17 protein-coding genes are annotated in these 16092 nt (G+C 73.8%); 13 read left to right on the top strand and 4 right to left on the bottom strand.

What is annotated here, in order from left to right; all coding sequences use genetic code 11:
- The first annotated feature begins 21 nt into the window (after window positions 1-21).
- From hrcA to DEH69_RS08970, 3 genes are read left to right on the top strand one after another with little or no spacing between them, the layout of a single operon-like run.
- On the top strand, window positions 22-1038 hold the full coding sequence (gene hrcA / locus DEH69_RS08980) for a heat-inducible transcriptional repressor HrcA (protein ID WP_113686404.1): 1017 nt from the start codon (window positions 22-24) through the stop codon (window positions 1036-1038).
- The gene (gene dnaJ / locus DEH69_RS08975; RefSeq protein ID WP_113686376.1) at window positions 1039-2175 is read left to right on the top strand and encodes a molecular chaperone DnaJ; all 1137 of its coding nucleotides are present in this window, start codon (window positions 1039-1041) and stop codon (window positions 2173-2175) included. It abuts the gene before it with no gap.
- A gap of 11 nt (window positions 2176-2186) precedes the next feature.
- Complete coding sequence (locus DEH69_RS08970) at window positions 2187-2936, top strand: 16S rRNA (uracil(1498)-N(3))-methyltransferase (RefSeq protein ID WP_113686375.1); 750 nt, start codon at window positions 2187-2189, stop codon at window positions 2934-2936.
- A gap of 29 nt (window positions 2937-2965) precedes the next feature.
- Here DEH69_RS08970 and DEH69_RS08965 read toward each other — a convergent pair whose 3' ends face one another.
- The 3 genes from DEH69_RS08965 to DEH69_RS08955 are packed head-to-tail and all read right to left on the bottom strand — an operon-like array spanning window position 2966 to window position 5938.
- A complete protein-coding gene (locus DEH69_RS08965; RefSeq protein WP_147255489.1) occupies window positions 2966-4303 on the bottom strand; it encodes a hypothetical protein in 1338 nt (445 codons plus the stop codon).
- Window positions 4287-4397, bottom strand: a complete 111-nt coding sequence (locus DEH69_RS08960) for a methionine/alanine import family NSS transporter small subunit (RefSeq protein ID WP_113686373.1) — start codon at window positions 4395-4397, stop codon at window positions 4287-4289. Before DEH69_RS08960 ends, DEH69_RS08965 begins: the two co-directional genes overlap by 17 nt.
- Complete coding sequence (locus tag DEH69_RS08955) at window positions 4397-5938, bottom strand: sodium-dependent transporter (protein ID WP_113686372.1); 1542 nt, start codon at window positions 5936-5938, stop codon at window positions 4397-4399. The genes DEH69_RS08960 and DEH69_RS08955 overlap by 1 nt, the downstream gene beginning before the upstream one ends.
- A 190-nt stretch (window positions 5939-6128) precedes the next feature.
- Here DEH69_RS08955 and DEH69_RS08950 point away from each other — a divergent pair, with 190 nt between their 5' ends.
- Complete coding sequence (locus DEH69_RS08950; protein WP_113686403.1) at window positions 6129-6488, top strand: histidine triad nucleotide-binding protein; 360 nt, start codon at window positions 6129-6131, stop codon at window positions 6486-6488.
- A 12-nt stretch (window positions 6489-6500) separates the two neighbouring features.
- Entirely contained in the window at window positions 6501-7409 is a 909-nt protein-coding gene (locus DEH69_RS08945) for a ribonuclease Z (RefSeq protein ID WP_113686371.1), read from the top strand.
- 23 nt (window positions 7410-7432) lie between these two features.
- Here the strand turns inward: DEH69_RS08945 and DEH69_RS08940 are convergent, their stop codons facing one another.
- Window positions 7433-8719: a 6-phospho-beta-glucosidase gene (locus DEH69_RS08940; RefSeq protein WP_113686402.1), complete on the bottom strand. Its 1287-nt coding sequence runs from the start codon at window positions 8717-8719 to the stop codon at window positions 7433-7435.
- Window positions 8720-8770: 51 nt separating this feature from the next.
- On the opposite strand from DEH69_RS08940, the gene DEH69_RS08935 reads away from it, so the two are divergent.
- From DEH69_RS08935 to era, 8 genes are all read left to right on the top strand, one after another.
- A complete protein-coding gene (locus DEH69_RS08935) occupies window positions 8771-9859 on the top strand; it encodes a PfkB family carbohydrate kinase (protein ID WP_113686370.1) in 1089 nt (362 codons plus the stop codon).
- Between the two features lie 2 nt (window positions 9860-9861).
- Window positions 9862-10572: a YoaK family protein gene (locus DEH69_RS08930; protein ID WP_113686369.1), complete on the top strand. Its 711-nt coding sequence runs from the start codon at window positions 9862-9864 to the stop codon at window positions 10570-10572.
- Between the two features lie 92 nt (window positions 10573-10664).
- Window positions 10665-11708, top strand: coding sequence for a PhoH family protein (locus DEH69_RS08925; protein WP_113686368.1), 1044 nt, complete (start codon window positions 10665-10667; stop codon window positions 11706-11708).
- 12 nt (window positions 11709-11720) lie between these two features.
- Window positions 11721-12218, top strand: a complete 498-nt coding sequence (gene ybeY / locus DEH69_RS08920) for an rRNA maturation RNase YbeY (RefSeq protein WP_113686367.1) — start codon at window positions 11721-11723, stop codon at window positions 12216-12218.
- A complete protein-coding gene (locus DEH69_RS08915) occupies window positions 12215-13507 on the top strand; it encodes a hemolysin family protein (protein ID WP_113686366.1) in 1293 nt (430 codons plus the stop codon). Before ybeY ends, DEH69_RS08915 begins: the two co-directional genes overlap by 4 nt.
- A gap of 465 nt (window positions 13508-13972) precedes the next feature.
- Window positions 13973-14695 carry a hypothetical protein gene (locus tag DEH69_RS08910; RefSeq protein WP_147255487.1) on the top strand — a complete coding sequence of 241 codons (723 nt, stop codon included), beginning with the start codon at window positions 13973-13975 and terminating at the stop codon, window positions 14693-14695.
- 74 nt (window positions 14696-14769) lie between these two features.
- Window positions 14770-15135, top strand: a complete 366-nt coding sequence (locus DEH69_RS08905; protein WP_113686364.1) for a cytidine deaminase — start codon at window positions 14770-14772, stop codon at window positions 15133-15135.
- The gene (era, locus tag DEH69_RS08900) at window positions 15132-16076 is read left to right on the top strand and encodes a GTPase Era (RefSeq protein ID WP_113686363.1); all 945 of its coding nucleotides are present in this window, start codon (window positions 15132-15134) and stop codon (window positions 16074-16076) included. Before DEH69_RS08905 ends, era begins: the two co-directional genes overlap by 4 nt.
- Window positions 16077-16092 lie beyond the last annotated feature (16 nt).

The raw sequence follows: 16092 nt of genomic DNA, 5'->3' as shown, positions 1-16092 counted from the left end.
GCCGGACGGGAGGTGTGCGACATGCTCAGTGAACGCAGGCTCGAGGTGTTGCGAGCCATCGTCCAGGACTACGTCGGCACGGAGGAGCCGGTCGGCTCCAAGGCGTTGACCGAGCGGCACAACCTCCAGGTGTCCCCCGCGACCGTGCGCAACGACATGGCCGCGCTCGAGGAGGAGGGGTACATCGCCCAGCCGCACACCAGCGCGGGGCGCGTGCCCACGGACAAGGGCTATCGGCTGTTCGTCGACAAGCTGGCCGACGTCAAGCCCCTGTCGACGCCCGAGCGCCGTGCCATCCAGAGCTTCCTGGAGAGCGCCGTGGACCTGGACGACGTGGTGGGCCGCACGGTCCGCCTCCTCGCCCAGCTCACCCGGCAGGTCGCGGTCGTGCAGTACCCCTCGCTGAGCCGTTCCACGGTGCGCCATGTGGAGCTGCTCTCCCTGGCCCCGGCCCGCCTCATGCTGGTGCTGATCACGGACACGGGCCGCGTCGAGCAGCGCGTGGTGGACTGCCCCGCGCCGTTCGGCGAGACGTCGCTCGCCGATCTCCGCGCCCGGCTGAACAGCAGGATCGTCGGGGAGCGCTTCACCGACGTGCCGCCGCTCGTGGCGGACCTGCCCGACTCGTTCGACGCCGAGGACCGGGGGACGGTCTCGACGGTGCTGTCCTCCCTGCTCGAGACTCTGGTGGAGGAGACGGAGGAGCGGCTCATGATCGGCGGCACCGCCAATCTGACCCGCTTCGCGACCGACTTCCCCCTCACCATCCGTCCGGTGCTCGAGGCGCTCGAGGAGCAGGTCGTGCTCCTGAAGCTCCTGGGGGAGGCCAAGGACTCGGGAGTGACCGTGCGCATCGGCCACGAGAACGCCCATGAGGGGCTCACCTCCACATCGGTCGTCTCAGTCGGTTACGGTTCAGGGGACGAGGCGGTCGCTAAGCTCGGCGTGGTCGGACCGACCCGCATGGACTACCCCGGAACGATGGGAGCGGTGCGCGCAGTGGCACGGTACGTCGGACAGATCCTCGCGGAGAACTAAGTGGCGGCGGACTACTACGCGGTCCTGGGCGTGCAGCGCGATGCCTCGCAGGACGAGATCAAGAAGGCCTTTCGCAGGCTCGCGCGGGAGCTCCACCCGGACGTGAATCCGGACCCGAAGACGCAAGAGCGGTTCAAGGAGATCAACACCGCGTACGAGGTGCTCTCCGACCCGCAGAAGAAGCAGATGTACGACCTGGGCGGCGACCCCATGGGCGGCGCGTCGGCGGGCGCGGGCGCGGGCTTCGGCGCGGGCGGCTTCGGGAACTTCTCGGACATCATGGACGCCTTCTTCGGCACCGCGTCGCAGCGCGGCCCGAAGTCGCGCACGCGGCGCGGCCAGGACGCCATGATCCGTCTGGAGATCGACCTCAACGAGGCGGCGTTCGGCACCACCAAGGAGATCCAGGTCGACACGGCCACCGTCTGCACCACGTGCAACGGCGAGGGCGCGGCCCCCGGCACCTCCGCGCAGACGTGCGACATGTGCCGAGGGCGCGGCGAGGTCTCGCAGGTCACGCGCTCGTTCCTCGGCCAGGTCATGACGTCGCGGCCGTGCCCGCAGTGCCAGGGCTTCGGCACCGTGGTGCCGACCCCGTGCCCCGAGTGCGCGGGCGACGGGCGGGTCCGCACGCGCCGCACGCTGACGGTCAAGATCCCCGCGGGCGTGGACAACGGCACGCGCATCCAGCTCGCGGGCGAGGGCGAGGTCGGCCCTGGCGGCGGCCCCGCGGGCGACCTGTATGTCGAGATCCGCGAGAAGCCGCACCCGGTCTTCCAGCGTCGCGGCGACGACCTGCACTGCACGGTCACGATCCCGATGACGGCGGCCGCGCTGGGCACCAAGGTGCCGCTCGAAACGCTCGACGGCATGGAAGAGGTCGACATCAGGCCCGGCACGCAGTCGGGGCAGTCGATACCGCTGCACGGCCGCGGCGTCTCCCACCTGCGGAGCAACGGCCGGGGTGACCTCGTCGTCCATGTCGAGGTGCAGACCCCTGGCAAGCTCGACCCCGAGCAGGAGGAGCTGCTGCGCCGGCTGGCGAAGCTGAGGGGCGAGGAGCGTCCGCTCGGGCAGTTCCAGCCGGGGCAGCAGGGGCTGTTCTCCCGGCTGAAGGACGCCTTCAACGGCCGCTAGGCGGCGGTCATATGACGACCGCTCCGGTCTTTGTGCACGACTCGCTCACGGCCGTCGGGCGCGGCGCCGCGCTGCTGCTCGAAGGGCCCGAGGGGCGTCACGCGGTCTCCGTGCGGCGCCTGAGGGTCGGCGAGGCCGTGGTCCTCACCGACGGCGAGGGCACGGGCGCCTTCGGCACGGTCGCGGCCGTCGAGGGCAAGGACCGGCTGACCGTCGAGGTCGGCGAGGTCTGGCACGAGCCGCCGCCGCGGCCCTGGATCACGGTCGTGCAGGCGCTGCCCAAGGGGGACCGCGGCGAGCTGGCCGTGGAGACCATGACCGAGACGGGCGTGGACGCGATCATCCCCTGGTCCGCGGCCCGTTGCGTCACCCAGTGGCGGGGCGAGCGCGGCGCCAGGTCCCTGGCCAAGTGGCGCGCGACGGCGCGCGAGGCGGGCAAGCAGGCGCGCAGGACGCGTTTCCCCCGGGTGGCCGCGGCCATGCCCACCCGTGAGGTCGCCGAGTGGCTGGCCAAGGAGGCGGCGTTCGCCGCGGTCCTGCACGAGGGCGCCACGGCGCCGCTGGCCACCGCTCCGCTGCCCGACGCCGGGGAGCTGGTGCTGATCGTGGGCCCCGAGGGCGGGGTGACCCCCGACGAGCTGGCGGCGTTCACCGCGGCGGGCGCCACGCCCTACCGGCTCGGGCCCACCGTGCTGCGCACCTCGACCGCGGGGACCGCGGCGGCGGCGCTGCTCATGGGCCGCACGGGCCGCTGGGCCTGAACGCGCCCCGCGCGCGCCGGTGACGCCCGTCACGCGCCGGGGCGCTCCTCCCACTCCGTGCGGCGCCCGCGGCGCGGGCCAGGGAGCGGCGGGGGCAGGCGCGCGCCGGTCTCGGAGCGGCGCAGCCGACGGCGGGCCCAGGCGAGCGGGGCCCGGGGGACGCGGGGGTGCGGCATGTTCAGCTCGGTGCGCAGAAAGCGCTCCGCGGCCTCGGCCGCCGGGCCGCCCGCCGCGATGTCCTGGCCCGCGATCAGCAGCTGGGCCGTGGTGCGCGGCACCGGGTCGAGCGGCAGGGTGCGCTCGACCCGCAGCAGCTCCCTCGCCAGCGCGCAGTGCTCGTCGGTGATCTCGCCCGTGCCGACCAGCGCCCCGGCGAGCCGGGGGCGCAGCTGCGCCTCGGCGAGCAGCGCCGGGGGGCACGAGCGGATCAGCTCGAGCGCGCCCGCGACATCGGGGTCGTCCCTGCCCCACACCAGCTCGTAGAGCAGCACGAGGGACGCGGCGTCCCCGGGGCCGCCCGCGGGCAGCCGCCCGGCCAGCATCCGGAACAGACCGACGCCGCGCAGCTCGTGGGGGCGCCCGCGCAGCCGCTCCGCCGCAAGCCTCAGCCGCTCGTCGGCGGGGCGCAGCCACGAGCGCACCACCTGCTCCACCCAGGGGTCGGGCTCGGGCGGGCTGCCCTCGCCGCCGAGCCCGTCGTGCACCCGGTACCGGGCGCGCAGCAGCCGCGGGTCGGCGCGGTCGAACGGGCTGTCGGGGCCGATCCCCACGATCTGCTGGGGCGCGTCGTGGGGCCGGGGGGCGCGCGTGGTGAACGTCAGCGCCCCGGCGTTCGCGGGCTCGCCCGAGCGGTGCAGAAAGCGGCAGGCGAGCGCGATCCACAGCGCCACCGTCTCCTGCTCGTCCTCGGCGACGACGAGCGGCCGCCCGTCGAACGAGACGAACAGCCGCCGCACATCGGACAGGAACGGCACCACCCGGTCCGCCCGCTCCCTGGCGAACCGCGCCAGCCGCTCGTCGTCCGCCCACCCCGGCGGCCGCCACAGGTCGACGGGGTGCGGAACGGGCGCCCCCGCCGCGCCGTCCGGCACGAACAGCACCTCCGCGGTGCCGCCGCCCTCGGGCACATGGCACAGCACCGCGCCCCCGCCGCCCGGCACCCTGGAGTGGCCGAGCGATCCGCGGCCGGGGGCCGGGGCCGCCGCGGCGACCAGGTGCGCCAGCGCGGCGGGCACCCCCTCGAACGCCGCGCCCTCGAACGCCGCGCCCCCGCCCGGCGCGTCCACCGCCGTGGCCACGGGCCGCCCGGTGTCCGGGTCGGTGGCCAGCGAGAAACGGAGCCGGACGGCGTTACGAGGCCCGCTCATCGGGGTGGCCGCGCAGCTTGACGATCGCGGCCACCAGGCCGCCCCACACCACCCCGATGGTCACGATCAGCATCACCACGGCATCCGTGGACATCACAGGCTCCTCTCCGGCACCTGCTCAGGCTCGGCGGTGGGCGGGGGCGGGGCGGCCGGGGAGCGCCGCCACGGGACCAGCGAGAACACCACGCCGATCAGCAGCGCACCGCCCGCCACGGCCCACCCGGACCAGAGCAGGAACGACGAGTCGTATCCGGCGTAATTCTCCTCGAACTCGTCGGTCAGGCTGTCCACCATCATCCAGGTGAGCACGAGCGGCGTCACGGCCCCGAGGCACACGCGCCACCAGATGCCCAGGCCGATCGCCGACGTGGCGTCGGCGTCGCGCTGGAGCGCGGGCAGCTTGCGCAGCACCCAGCTGACCGTCACCACGAGGACGAGGCCCGCGAGGACGATGCCGTACTGGTTGATGAAGTGGTCGGCCACGTCGAGGAAGTGCAGCCCACTGCCGGTCGAGAACAGCAGCGTGGAGACCACGGCGACCGCCCCGCCGACCGTGAGCACGGCGGGGACGCGGCGCAGCCCCGTCCTGCCCTCGACCGCGGCGACGATCACCTGCACGATGCTGATCAGCGACGTGAGCCCGGCGATCACCAGCGAGGCGAAGAACAGCACGCCGAACAGCGCGCCCATCGGCATCTCGGAGATGATCTGCGGGAACGCCACGAACGCCAGCCCCACGCCGCTGTCCGTCACCTCGCCGACCCCGACCCCGGCCTGCGCCGCCATGAAGCCGAGCGTGGCGAAGACCGCGATGCCCGCCAGGATCTCGAACGAGCTGTTGGCGAACCCGGCGACCATGGCGGAGCCGGTGAGGTCGGACCCGCGATGGAGATACGAGGCGTAGGTGATCATGATGCCGAAGCCGACGGAGAGCGAGAAGAAGATCTGCCCGTAGGCCGCGACCCACACGCTGCCGTTCCCCAGGGCGCCCCAGTCGGGCGAGAACAGCGCGTCGAGGCCGAGGCCGGCGCCTTCGAGGGTGAGCGCCCGCACCACCAGGACGAGGAAGAACGCGACGAGCAGCGGGATGAACACGGTGTTCGCCCGCTCGATGCCGCGCCGCACGCCCAGGGCCAGGATGACCAGGACGGCGGCCCAGACCGCGATCAGCGGCCAGGCCACGCCCGGCACGAACGTCGAGACGTCGCCCGGGTCCTCGGAGACCTCGAGGAAGTCCCCCATGAGGAACGCCTCGGGGTCGTCGCCCCATGACCGGTCGAAGGAGAAGCCGACGTAGCGCACGGCCCACGCCAGGATCGCGGCGTAGTACGTGGCGACGACGAAGCAGATCGCCACCTGCCACCAGCCGATCGCCTCGGCGGGGCGGGCCAGCAGCCGGGTCGCGCCGGGCGGCGAGGAGCGGCGGCTGCGGCCGATGGCGTACTCGAGGATGAGCAGCGGGATCCCGGCCGTGAGCAGGGCGAGCAGATAGGGCAGCAGGAACGCCCCGCCGCCGTTCTCGTAGGCGACGGCGGGGAAGCGCCAGATGTTCCCGAGACCGATCGCCGAGCCGATGGCAGCCATGAGGAATCCGAGGCGTGAGCCCCACTGCTCCCGCTGCGGCTCTGCGGTCATGATCCCTTGTCCTCGGGTCGCGCGGTGTCGTTTCCATGCCCGCCGTCGGAGGTTACCAGCCGGTTCTGACAGTGCCCGGGCGAGCCGACGGAGCGCGTACCCGCATCCCCGCGTTCCAGGCACCCAGGTCAGCCGATAGCATCCGGGGGCGTACTCGTTGGACGACGCCCGCGAGGAGGGCCCCAAGGCGATGGCGGGAGAAGCCCAGGCCGACTGCCTGTTCTGCAAGATCGTGGCGGGCGAGGTCCCGGCGACGGTGGTCCGCGAGACGGACACGGTGGTCGCCTTCCAGGACATCAACCCCCAGGCGCCCTGCCATGTGCTGGTGATCCCCAAGGCGCACTACCGGGACGCCGTGACCCTCGCCACCGAGGCGCCCGCGCTGGCCGCCGACGTGCTGCGCGAGGCGGGCGCGGTGGCCGAGGGGGGGAAGGTGGACGAGACCGGGTACCGCATCGTGTTCAACACGGGGGTCGGGGCCGGTCAGACCGTCTTCCACGCGCACGCCCATGTGCTGGGCGGGCGCGGCCTCGCGTGGCCGCCCGGGTAGCGGGAGCCGCCGGTGCCCGCGCGTGAGCTCGTGGTGCTCGGCACCGCGAGCCAGGTGCCGACCCGGCTGCGCAACCACAACGGCTACGTCCTGCGCTGGGACTCCGACGCGATCCTGTTCGACCCCGGCGAGGGAACGCAGCGGCAGCTGCTGTACGCCGGGGTCACCGCGCACCAGCTGACCCGGATCTGCGTCACCCACTTCCACGGCGACCACGCACTCGGGCTCGCCGGGGTCCTCCAGCGCGTCAGCCTCGACCGCGTGCCGCACCCCGTGCCCGTGCACTACCCGGCCACCGGGCAGGCGTACTTCGACCGGCTGCGCCACGCCACCGCGTACCACGAGACGGCGAGGATCGAGCCGAGCCCCGTCGCGGGCGAGGGGGGCGCGTTGGCGCGAACGGAGGGGTACACGCTCCATGCGCGCCCCCTGTCGCACCCGATCGACTCCTACGGCTACCGGCTGACCGAACACGCGGGCCGCACGATGCTCCCCGACCGCCTCGCGGCCCACGGCATCGGCGGCCCCGACGTCGGGCGGCTGATGCGGGAGGGCTCGCTGCGCGGAGTGACCCTGGACGAGGTCAGCGTCGAACGCCGGGGCCAGCGCTTCGCGTTCATCATGGACACGCGGCTGTGCGACGGGGTCCACGAGCTGGCCGACGGGTGTGACCTGCTGGTCATCGAGTCCACCTTCCTCGACCGCGACGCGCGCCTGGCCGAGGAGTACGGCCACCTCACCGCCGCGCAGGCCGCGCGCGTCGCCGCGGGGGCCGGGGTGCGGCACCTGGTGCTGACGCACTTCTCGCAGCGCTACCAGGACCCCGCGGCGTTCGAGGACGAGGCGCGCGCCGCGGGCTTCACCGGCGCCCTCACGGTGGCCGGTGACCTGGACCGCGTCCCCGTCCCGCCCCGCGCCTGACGCCCCTCAGGGCGGCGCGGGCCCTAGAGCGGCGGGAACGCCACCGCCGCCAGGATCCTGGACGCCGTGTCCGCCGAGCCCACCAGGGGGTGCAGGGCCAGGGCGCGCAAGGCCGCGGGGCGCGAGCGCTTCACGGCCGCCTCGATCGTGGCGCGTTCGGCCGCCTTCACCTGGAGCATCAGGCCGAGCTCCGCCATGCCGGGGGACAGACAGGGCACCGGGTGGGCGCCCTTGGCGCCGACCTCGCACACCGTCTCGACGATCGCGTCATGGGGCAGGGCGGGACAGGCGTCGCCGTTGCGGACGTTGAGGATCAGCCGCGTGCGGCGGTCCTCGGCGATGGCGCGCATCAGGGCGAGCGCGACGCGTTCGTAGCCGCCCCCCTCCAGGTCCCACGGGTCGCGGTCCCCGCCGCCATAGGTCTCCTCGCGCTCCCGCCTGGCGCGCTCCCACAGCGCGCCCGCGCCCCCGGGGTCACGGGCCGCCGCGGCGAAGAACGCGCCCTGCTGGCGGTCGAGGAACTCCCCGCGCGTCTCGTCCGCCTCCCGCGCGGCCCCGAGCGTTTCCCGCGCGCGGTAGTAGTACTGGAGGTATTCGTTGGGCAGCGCGCCGAGCGCCCGCAGCAGCTCGCCGCCGAAGAGGCGCCCTTCCTCGAACGACGCGAGCGCCGCGTCGTCCGCGAGCAGCCCCGGCAGCAGATCACGGCCCCTGTGGGTCAACGAGCGCAGCCAGCCCAGGTGGTTGAGGCCCAGATAGCCGTAGCGCACCTCGTCGGGGTCCACGCCCGCCGCGCGCGCCGCGCGCCGCACCAGGCCCACGGGGGAGTCGCAGATGCCGATGACCCGGTGGCCCAGCTCCGCGGCCATCGCCTCGGTCACGAGACCCGCGGGGTTGGTGAAGTTGATCAGCCACGCGTCGGGGGCGAGCGCCCGCACGCGGGCCGCGATCCGCAGCGCCACCGGCACGGTGCGCAGCCCGTAGAGCACGCCGCCCGCGCCCACCGTCTCCTGCCCGAGCACCCCATGGGCCAGCGGCACCCGCTCGTCGCGCACCCGGCCCGCCGTGCCGCCCACCCGGATCGCGCTGAACACGAAGTCCGCGCCGCGCACCGCCTCGTCGAGCGACGGCGCGATCCGCACCGCCGGGGCGTCGCGGCGCCCGGCCGCCATGCCCGCGAGCACGTCGGCGATCACCCGCACCCTGGCCTCGTCGAGGTCGAACAGCGTGACCTCGCTCCCCGGCGTTGTCAGTAGCGCCCGGTATACCAGGGGGACACGGAAACCGCCGCCGCCGATGATCGTGAGCCTCATGAGGCGGAACGTACCGTAGGAAGGGACCGCCGCCATGACCGGGAGCGCCTCGTGACCACGGAGAACGTCGACCCACTCGCCAGGGCGCGCGCGCCCGGGGACCCCCCGTGGGACGTGTACCTGACCGGCACCGTCTTCCTCGACATCATCTTCACCGGGCTCGACTCCGCGCCCGTGTGCGGCACCGAGTCCTGGGCGCGCGGGATGGGGTCGAGCCCGGGCGGCGTCGCGAACATGGCCACCGCCCTCGCCAGGCTCGGCCTGCGCACGAGCCTCGCGGCGGCGTTCGGCGACGACCACTACGGCGAGTACTGCTGGGAGACGCTCGAGCGCGGCGAGGGCATCGACCTCTCCCGCTCGGCCACGCTCCCTGGCTGGCACTCGCCCGTCACCGTCTCCCTGGCCTACGACGGGGAGCGGACCATGATCTCGCACGGCCACGAGGCGCCCGTCTCGGCCGCCGACCCGAAGCCGCCGCCCGCCCGCTCGTGCGTCGCCTCGCTCACCCCCGGCCAGCCCCAGGAGTGGATCGGCGCCGCCGCCCGCGCGGGCAGCCTCGTCCTCGCGGACACCGGCTGGGACGACACCGGGCGCTGGGACCTGGCCGCGCTGCCCGACCTGGAGCACTGCGCGGCGTTCCTGCCCAACGCCACCGAGGCCATGCGCTACACCCGCGCCGACTCCCCGCGCGCGGCGGCCCACGCCCTCACCCGCACGGTGCCACTCGCCGTGGTGACCATGGGCGCGGACGGCGCGTACGCCGTGGACGGCGGCACGGGGGAGACGGCCGATGTGCCCGCGATCGTCGTCGAGGCCCTTGACACCACGGGCGCGGGCGACGTCTTCGTCGCAGGCTTCCTCACCGGGACGCTCGCGGGCTGGCCGCTGGCCGACCGGCTGGCGCTCGCCGGGCTCACGGCGGCGCTCTCGGTGCAGGAGTTCGGCGGCTCCCTGTCCGCGCCAGGGTGGGGCGAGATCGCCGCGTGGTGGCAGCGGGTGCGGCGGCTCACCCCGGAGAGCGGGCCGCTCGGGCAGGCCCTGGAGCGGTACGCGTTCCTGCGCGACGTGCTGCCCGAGGACCCCAGGCCCTGGCCGCGCCGCAGGGCGGTGCCGACCCTCGGCTTCCGCACCGCCACCTGACGATGCCAGGCCAGGGCCAGGGCTTGCCGCTCGTCCTGCTGATGGTGCTGACCTTCGCCGCGGGCATGGTCGACGCGGTCAGCTTTCTGTCCCTCGGCGGCGTCTTCGCCGGGAACATGACCGGGAACCTGATCATCCTCGGCGCCGCCGTGCCCGGCACGGGGAGCCTGCCGGTGCTCGGGCCCGCCGTGGTGCTCGCCGCCTTCGCGGCGGGCGCGGCGCTCGGCGGGCTCGCGCTGCGGTCGGCGCCGCCGAAGGTCTGGGCGGGCCGCCACACCGCGCTGCTGTGCGCCGTGGTGGCGCTGGTGGCCGGGTCGGCGCCCGCGCTGCTGGCGCGCGACCACCCGGGCGAGACGGGGGCGTTGCTCGTCTCGGGCGCGCTGGCGCTCGCCCTGGGCGGCCAGGCGGCGACCGCGCGCCACCTCGCCGTCCGCGACGTTCCCACGGTCGTGGTCACCTCCACGCTCACCGGGCTGATGGCCGACGGGCGCGGTCAGCCGTGGGTCAGGCGGGCGGTCGTGCTGGCCACGATGGGCGCGGGCGCGGCGGCCGGTGCGGGCCTGATCGGGCTCGGCGCGGCCTGGGCGCTGCTGGCCGCGGCGGCGCTCGCGCTGGCCGTCGCGGTGGTCGGCCAGTCGGCCGCGCGCGGCCGGTCCCGCACCGCTGCGCGCGTTGTCAAGAGCACGACGAACAGGGTCGATCGCGCTGGGTAATCTCCTGTGGCTCTGTCGGATCCGCGGCGTACCCTGGGCTTCACGGATACTCCAGCGCAGAGAGGGATGAGCAGGTCCGCAGTGGGCCGCCCATGACACAGACACCCACACACCAGCCAGCGGCCCGCGCCGAGGCCACCGCCCGGTTCACCGTGCCGGCCAAGCACCCCATGGTCACGGTGCTGGGTTCCGGGGACTCCCTGCTGCGCGTCATCGAGCGGGCTTTCCCCGGCACCGACATCCACGTCCGGGGGAACGAGATCAGCGCCACCGGCGAGGAGGACGATGTCCGCCTGGTTCAGCGCCTGTTCGACGAGATGATGCTCGTCCTGCGGACCGGGCAGCCGCTGAGCGAGGACGCCGTGGAGCGGTCGATCAGCATGCTGCGCGGCGAGGAGGGCTCGGGCGCCAGCCCGGCCCAGGTCCTGACGCAGAACATCCTGTCGAACCGCGGGAAGACCATCCGCCCCAAGACGCTCAACCAGAAGCGTTACGTGGACGCGATCGACACCCACACGATCGTCTTCGGCATCGGCCCCGCGGGCACGGGCAAGACCTATCTGGCGATGGCCAAGGCCGTGCAGGCGCTCCAGTCGAAGCAGGTCAACCGGATCATCCTCACCCGTCCCGCGGTCGAGGCGGGGGAGCGGCTCGGCTTCCTGCCGGGGACGCTCTACGAGAAGATCGACCCGTATCTGCGCCCCCTCTACGACGCGCTGCACGACATGCTCGACCCCGACTCGATCCCGCGGCTGCTCAGCGCGGGCACGATCGAGGTCGCGCCGCTCGCGTACATGCGCGGCCGGACGCTGAACGACGCGTTCATCATCCTGGACGAGGCACAGAACACCAACCCCGAGCAGATGAAGATGTTCCTCACGCGCCTGGGGTTCGAGTCCAAGATCGTGATCACGGGCGATGTGACCCAGGTCGACCTGCCGGGCGGCACCAAGAGTGGCCTGCGCCAGGTGCAGGAGATCCTTGACGGCGTCGACGACGTGCACTTCTCGCGCCTCACGAGCCAGGACGTGGTCCGCCACAAGCTGGTCGGCCGCATCGTGGACGCCTACGACCGCTTCGACGTCCGCAACAGCGAACGCACCGGCGACCGCGGCGGCGACCGGAACGGGAAGTAGCCTCTCCTCATCATGGCGATCGAGGTCAACAACGAATCCGGCCTGGAGATCGACGAACGGGCCATCCTCGACATCGCGCGCTACGCCCTGACCCGGATGCGGATCCATCCGCTTTCCGAGCTCTCGGTGATCGCGGTGGACGAGGCGGCGATGGAGCAGCTCCACCTCCAGTGGATGGAGCTGCCGGGACCCACCGATGTGATGTCGTTCCCGATGGACGAGCTGCGGCCGCCCTCGCGGGACGAGGAGGAGCCGGTCCAGGGCCTGCTCGGGGATGTCGTGCTCTGCCCCGAGGTGGCCCGTCGGCAGGGTGAGGCGGCCCCCACGGGCCACTCCATGGACGCCGAGCTCCAGCTGCTCACCGTGCACGGGGTGCTGCACCTGCTCGGGTACGACCACGAGGAGACGGTCGAGAAGGCGGAGATGTTCGGGCTCCAGAAGGCCATCGTGGACGGCTGGCGCGCCGAGCGCGGCCTGCCGGGACCGTCCCCAGCCCCCACCACCACATGACCGCCACCCTGCTCGTCTCCGTCGTCGGGCTGCTGATCGTGGCCTGGCTCTCCTCGTGCGCCGAGGCGGCGCTCGCGGTGATCACGGGCTTTCGCGCGGAGGAGGCGCAGCGCAAGGGGCGGCGCGGCGCGGAGCGGCTGGCGCTCGTGGCCGCCGACCCGGCGCGTTACCTGAACCTCGCGCTCCTGCTGCGCGTCGCCGGGGAGATGGCCGCGGCGGTGCTCGTGGCGTACGCGTTCCTCCAGGAGTTCGACGACGTGTGGCAGGCGCTGGCCGCGGCGTTCGGCGTGATGCTACTGCTGTCGTTCGTCGCCGTCGGCGTCTCGCCGCGCACGATCGGCCGCCAGCACCCGCTCAACACGGTCACGGCGGCGTCGTATGTCCTGATCCCGCTGGCGCGCGTGCTCGGCCCGCTGATCCAGGCGCTGATCATCCTGGGCAACGCCCTGACCCCGGGCAAGGGCTTCCGCAGGGGGCCCTTCGCGTCCGAGGCGGAGCTGCGGGCGATGGTGGACCTCGCGGAGCGCGAGTCGCTGATCGAGGACGAGGAACGCCGCATGGTGCACTCCGTCTTCGAGCTCGGCGACACCTTGGTGCGCGAGGTGATGGTGCCGCGCACCGACCTCGTCTCGCTCGACCGCCACAAGACGCTGCGGCAGGGCCTCTCGCTCGCGCTGCGCTCCGGCTTCTCGCGGATCCCGGTGACGGGGGAGAGCGACGACGACATCGTCGGCATCGTCTACCTCAAGGACCTGGCGCGGAAGGTGCACATCAGCCGCGAAGCCGAGTCCGAGCTGGTCGAGACGGTGATGCGACCCGCGGCGTTCGTGCCCGACACCAAGAACGCCGGGGATCTGCTGCGCGAGATGCAGCGCAACCGCACGCATGTCGCGGTCGTCATCGACGAGTACGGCGGCACGGCGGGACTGGTGACGATCGAGGACATCCTGGAAGAGATCGTCGGCGAGATCACCGACGAGTACGACGTGGAGCTGCCACCGGTGGAGTCGGTCGGCGACGGCGTCTACCGCGTGACGTCGCGTCTCGACCTCGGAGCGCTCGGGCAGTTGTACGGGCTGCGCCTGGAGGACGAGGACGTGGAGACGGTGGGTGGCCTGCTGGCCAAGGCGCTGGGGCGGGTGCCGATCGCGGGGGCGGTGGCCGAGGTGGACGTCTCGGCCGAGCAGGGCGGCACGGGCCTGTCCGCGCTGCGCCTGACGGCGGAGTCGCCCGCGGGACGGCGCAACAGGATCGACCGGGTGCTTGTCGAGCCGGTACGGCTCGCGTGAACGTCGCCTCCGGCGGGCCGTGACGCGCCGCGGCACGCCTCCGGCGGGGTACGACGCGCCGCCTTCGGCGGCGAGGGGCCGTTGGTCGGCGGGTGGTCCGTCGGGGGTGCCGGTGGTCGGTGGTGGGGTCGCGCCTTGGCGGGCGCGTCTCGGTCTGGGCGGTGGCGCCTTGGCGTCTCGCCGTCTCCCGTGGGGGCCAGGCGATGGGCCGGTGTGGCCCGTGCGGCGTTCGGCTGTCGCTTTCGTGGCACCGGCCCGCCCCGGTCACCGGTCCGGCCCCAGGGGCGCGGGGCGCGGGGCGCGGGGCGCGGGGCGGCCCCGGCCGCGGGCGGCGGGGCCCCTGGCAGTCGTGGCCCGTCTTCCCCCGTCCCGCCGCCGGAGGCCCCCGCTGCCCGCAGGGCGTCGCTCACTCGAATGGGGCGCACGTGGTGGCCGTACGGGCGTTCGGGGGGCGCCATGGGAGGCATGGACACGCACCTTCAGACAGCCGTGGTCGCGGGGATCGCCATGCTGAGCCTGGCCCTGGCGCCAGGGCGGCCCCTCGCCTCCGACGCGCTCAGCGAGCAGCAGCTCCGCGAGGCGCTGCTCGACGCCGTGGACTTTCCCGCCGGGTGGGCCAGCGACAGCGAGCGGTCAGCCGCCAGGCGCGGGTTCGGTGTGCCGGACCCGAGTGAGTCCCGCTGCCGTGAGTTGTTCGACACCGACGCCAAGACCGCCGCGCGGGCGGGGTTCGCGCGGACCCGCAGCGGGCCGTTCGTCACCACCGTGGCCGCCGCGCACCGCGACACCGACCGGGCGCGGCGTTCGCTCGACGCGCTGCGCGACGCCGTGGACGGCGCGTGCCGGACGTTCCACGCCACCGAGGGGCCCGAGGGCGGCGGGGTGCGCGTGGCCTATGACGCGGAACGCCTGGACGCCGCGTCCGTCGACGAGCTGGGCGAGGAGAGCCTGGCCGTTCGCTTCCAGCGGCGGGTCGAGGGGGAGTCGGCCACGGCGCCGGTCGTCGCCGATGTCGTGATCGCCCGCGTCGGCGCGCACACCGTGCGGGTTGCCCAGGCGGGCCGTGACGACTCGGACTCGGGCGACATCGTGGCGTTCGCCGAGCGGGCCGTGGAGAAGCTCGAGGAGGTCGCCGCGGGCCGCACCGCCGTGCCGCGGCCCGATCAGCCGGGCACCACGGACCTGTGAGGCCATGAGGCCATGAGGCCATGAGGCCGTGAGGCCCGTGGGGCCCTGCCCGCGCAGGGCCTAAGCTCGGGGCCATGACTGACGCCGTTGACCCGACCGGGCCCCTCGATCCCGAGGACAAGAAGATCATCACCCTGGCCCGTGGCGCGCGCGCCCGCAACGGCGTCGCCGAGGGGGCCGCGGTGCGGGACACCACGGGGCGGACCTATGTGGCGACCACGGTGGCGCTCGACTCGCTGCGGCTGAGCGCCCTGCGCCTCGCCGTCGCGATGGCGGTGGCCAGCGGCGCCGACGGCCTGGAGGCCGCCTCGGTCGTCAGCGAGGTCGGCACGCTGCCAGACGACGACCTGGCGGCGGTGCGGGACCTGGGCGGGGCGGGCGTTCCCGTGCTGCTGGCTGGCCCCGACGGCGTCCTCCGTGCGACGATCGCGGCCTCATGAGCATCCCCGCCTCCTCCTCCGCACCCGCCGGGCACCGCTCCGGCTTCGCGTGCTTCGTCGGCCGCCCCAACGCGGGCAAGTCCACGCTGACCAATGCCCTGGTCGGCACCAAGGTCGCGATCACCTCCAACCGCCCGCAGACCACGCGGCACACCGTGCGCGGCATCGTCCACCGCCCCGATGCCCAGCTCGTGCTCGTGGACACCCCGGGGCTGCACAAGCCCCGCACGCTGCTGGGCCAGCGGCTCAACGACGTGGTGCGCGCGACGTGGGCCGAGGTCGACGCGATCGGCTTCTGCCTCCCGGCGAACGAGAAGGTCGGCCCCGGCGACCGCTTCATCGCGAGCGAGCTCGCGCAGATCCGCCGCACCCCCAAGGTCGCGGTGGTCACCAAGACCGACCTGGCCGAACGGGACGCGCTCGCCGAGCAGCTGATCGCCGTGGACCGCCTCGGCAAGGAGGCGGGGTTCGAGTGGGCCGAGATCGTGCCCGTCTCGGCCGTCTCGGGCGCCCAGGTCGAGCTGCTCGCCGACCTGCTGGTGCCGCTGCTGCCCGAGGGGCCTCCGCTCTACCCCGAGGGCGACCTCACGGACGAGCCCGAGCAGGTCATGGTGGCCGAGCTGATCAGGGAGGCCGCGCTCGAGGGGGTGCGGGACGAGCTGCCGCACTCGATCGCCGTCGTGGTCGAGGAGATGCTGCCGCGCGACGACCGCCCGGCCGACCGCCCGCTGCTCGACATCCATGCGAACCTCTTCATCGAACGCCCCAGTCAGAAGGGCATCGTCATCGGGCCCAAGGGCGCGCGCCTGAAGCACGTCGGCAGCACCGCGCGCCGCCAGATCGAGGCCCTGCTCGGCACCCCGGTCTTCCTCGACCTGCATGTGAAGGTCGCCAAGGACTGGCAGCGCGACCCCAAGCAGCTGAGGCGCCTGGGCTTCTGACGTGGACCCCGGCGAC

Source organism: Streptomyces sp. PT12, assembly GCF_003311645.1.
Lineage (GTDB): Bacteria > Actinomycetota > Actinomycetes > Streptomycetales > Streptomycetaceae > Streptomyces.
The sequence above is the reverse complement of the archived record's forward strand: the minus strand, read 5'-3'. Positions and strand labels throughout refer to the sequence as shown.

Excerpts from the sequence above, each read along its gene's own strand:
- hrcA (WP_113686404.1), top strand. The coding sequence starts at position 22 with ATGCTCAGTGAACGCAGGCTCGAGGTGTTGCGAGCCATCGTCCAGGAC.
- DEH69_RS08970 (WP_113686375.1), top strand. The coding sequence starts at position 2,187 with ATGACGACCGCTCCGGTCTTTGTGCACGACTCGCTCACGGCCGTCGGG.
- DEH69_RS08965 (WP_147255489.1), bottom strand. The coding sequence starts at position 4,303 with ATGAGCGGGCCTCGTAACGCCGTCCGGCTCCGTTTCTCGCTGGCCACC.
- DEH69_RS08960 (WP_113686373.1), bottom strand. The coding sequence starts at position 4,397 with ATGTCCACGGATGCCGTGGTGATGCTGATCGTGACCATCGGGGTGGTG.
- DEH69_RS08955 (WP_113686372.1), bottom strand. The coding sequence starts at position 5,938 with ATGACCGCAGAGCCGCAGCGGGAGCAGTGGGGCTCACGCCTCGGATTC.
- DEH69_RS08950 (WP_113686403.1), top strand. The coding sequence starts at position 6,129 with ATGGCGGGAGAAGCCCAGGCCGACTGCCTGTTCTGCAAGATCGTGGCG.
- DEH69_RS08940 (WP_113686402.1), bottom strand. The coding sequence starts at position 8,719 with ATGAGGCTCACGATCATCGGCGGCGGCGGTTTCCGTGTCCCCCTGGTA.
- DEH69_RS08930 (WP_113686369.1), top strand. The coding sequence starts at position 9,862 with ATGCCAGGCCAGGGCCAGGGCTTGCCGCTCGTCCTGCTGATGGTGCTG.
- DEH69_RS08925 (WP_113686368.1), top strand. The coding sequence starts at position 10,665 with ATGACACAGACACCCACACACCAGCCAGCGGCCCGCGCCGAGGCCACC.
- ybeY (WP_113686367.1), top strand. The coding sequence starts at position 11,721 with ATGGCGATCGAGGTCAACAACGAATCCGGCCTGGAGATCGACGAACGG.
- DEH69_RS08915 (WP_113686366.1), top strand. The coding sequence starts at position 12,215 with ATGACCGCCACCCTGCTCGTCTCCGTCGTCGGGCTGCTGATCGTGGCC.
- DEH69_RS08910 (WP_147255487.1), top strand. The coding sequence starts at position 13,973 with ATGGACACGCACCTTCAGACAGCCGTGGTCGCGGGGATCGCCATGCTG.
- DEH69_RS08905 (WP_113686364.1), top strand. The coding sequence starts at position 14,770 with ATGACTGACGCCGTTGACCCGACCGGGCCCCTCGATCCCGAGGACAAG.
- era (WP_113686363.1), top strand. The coding sequence starts at position 15,132 with ATGAGCATCCCCGCCTCCTCCTCCGCACCCGCCGGGCACCGCTCCGGC.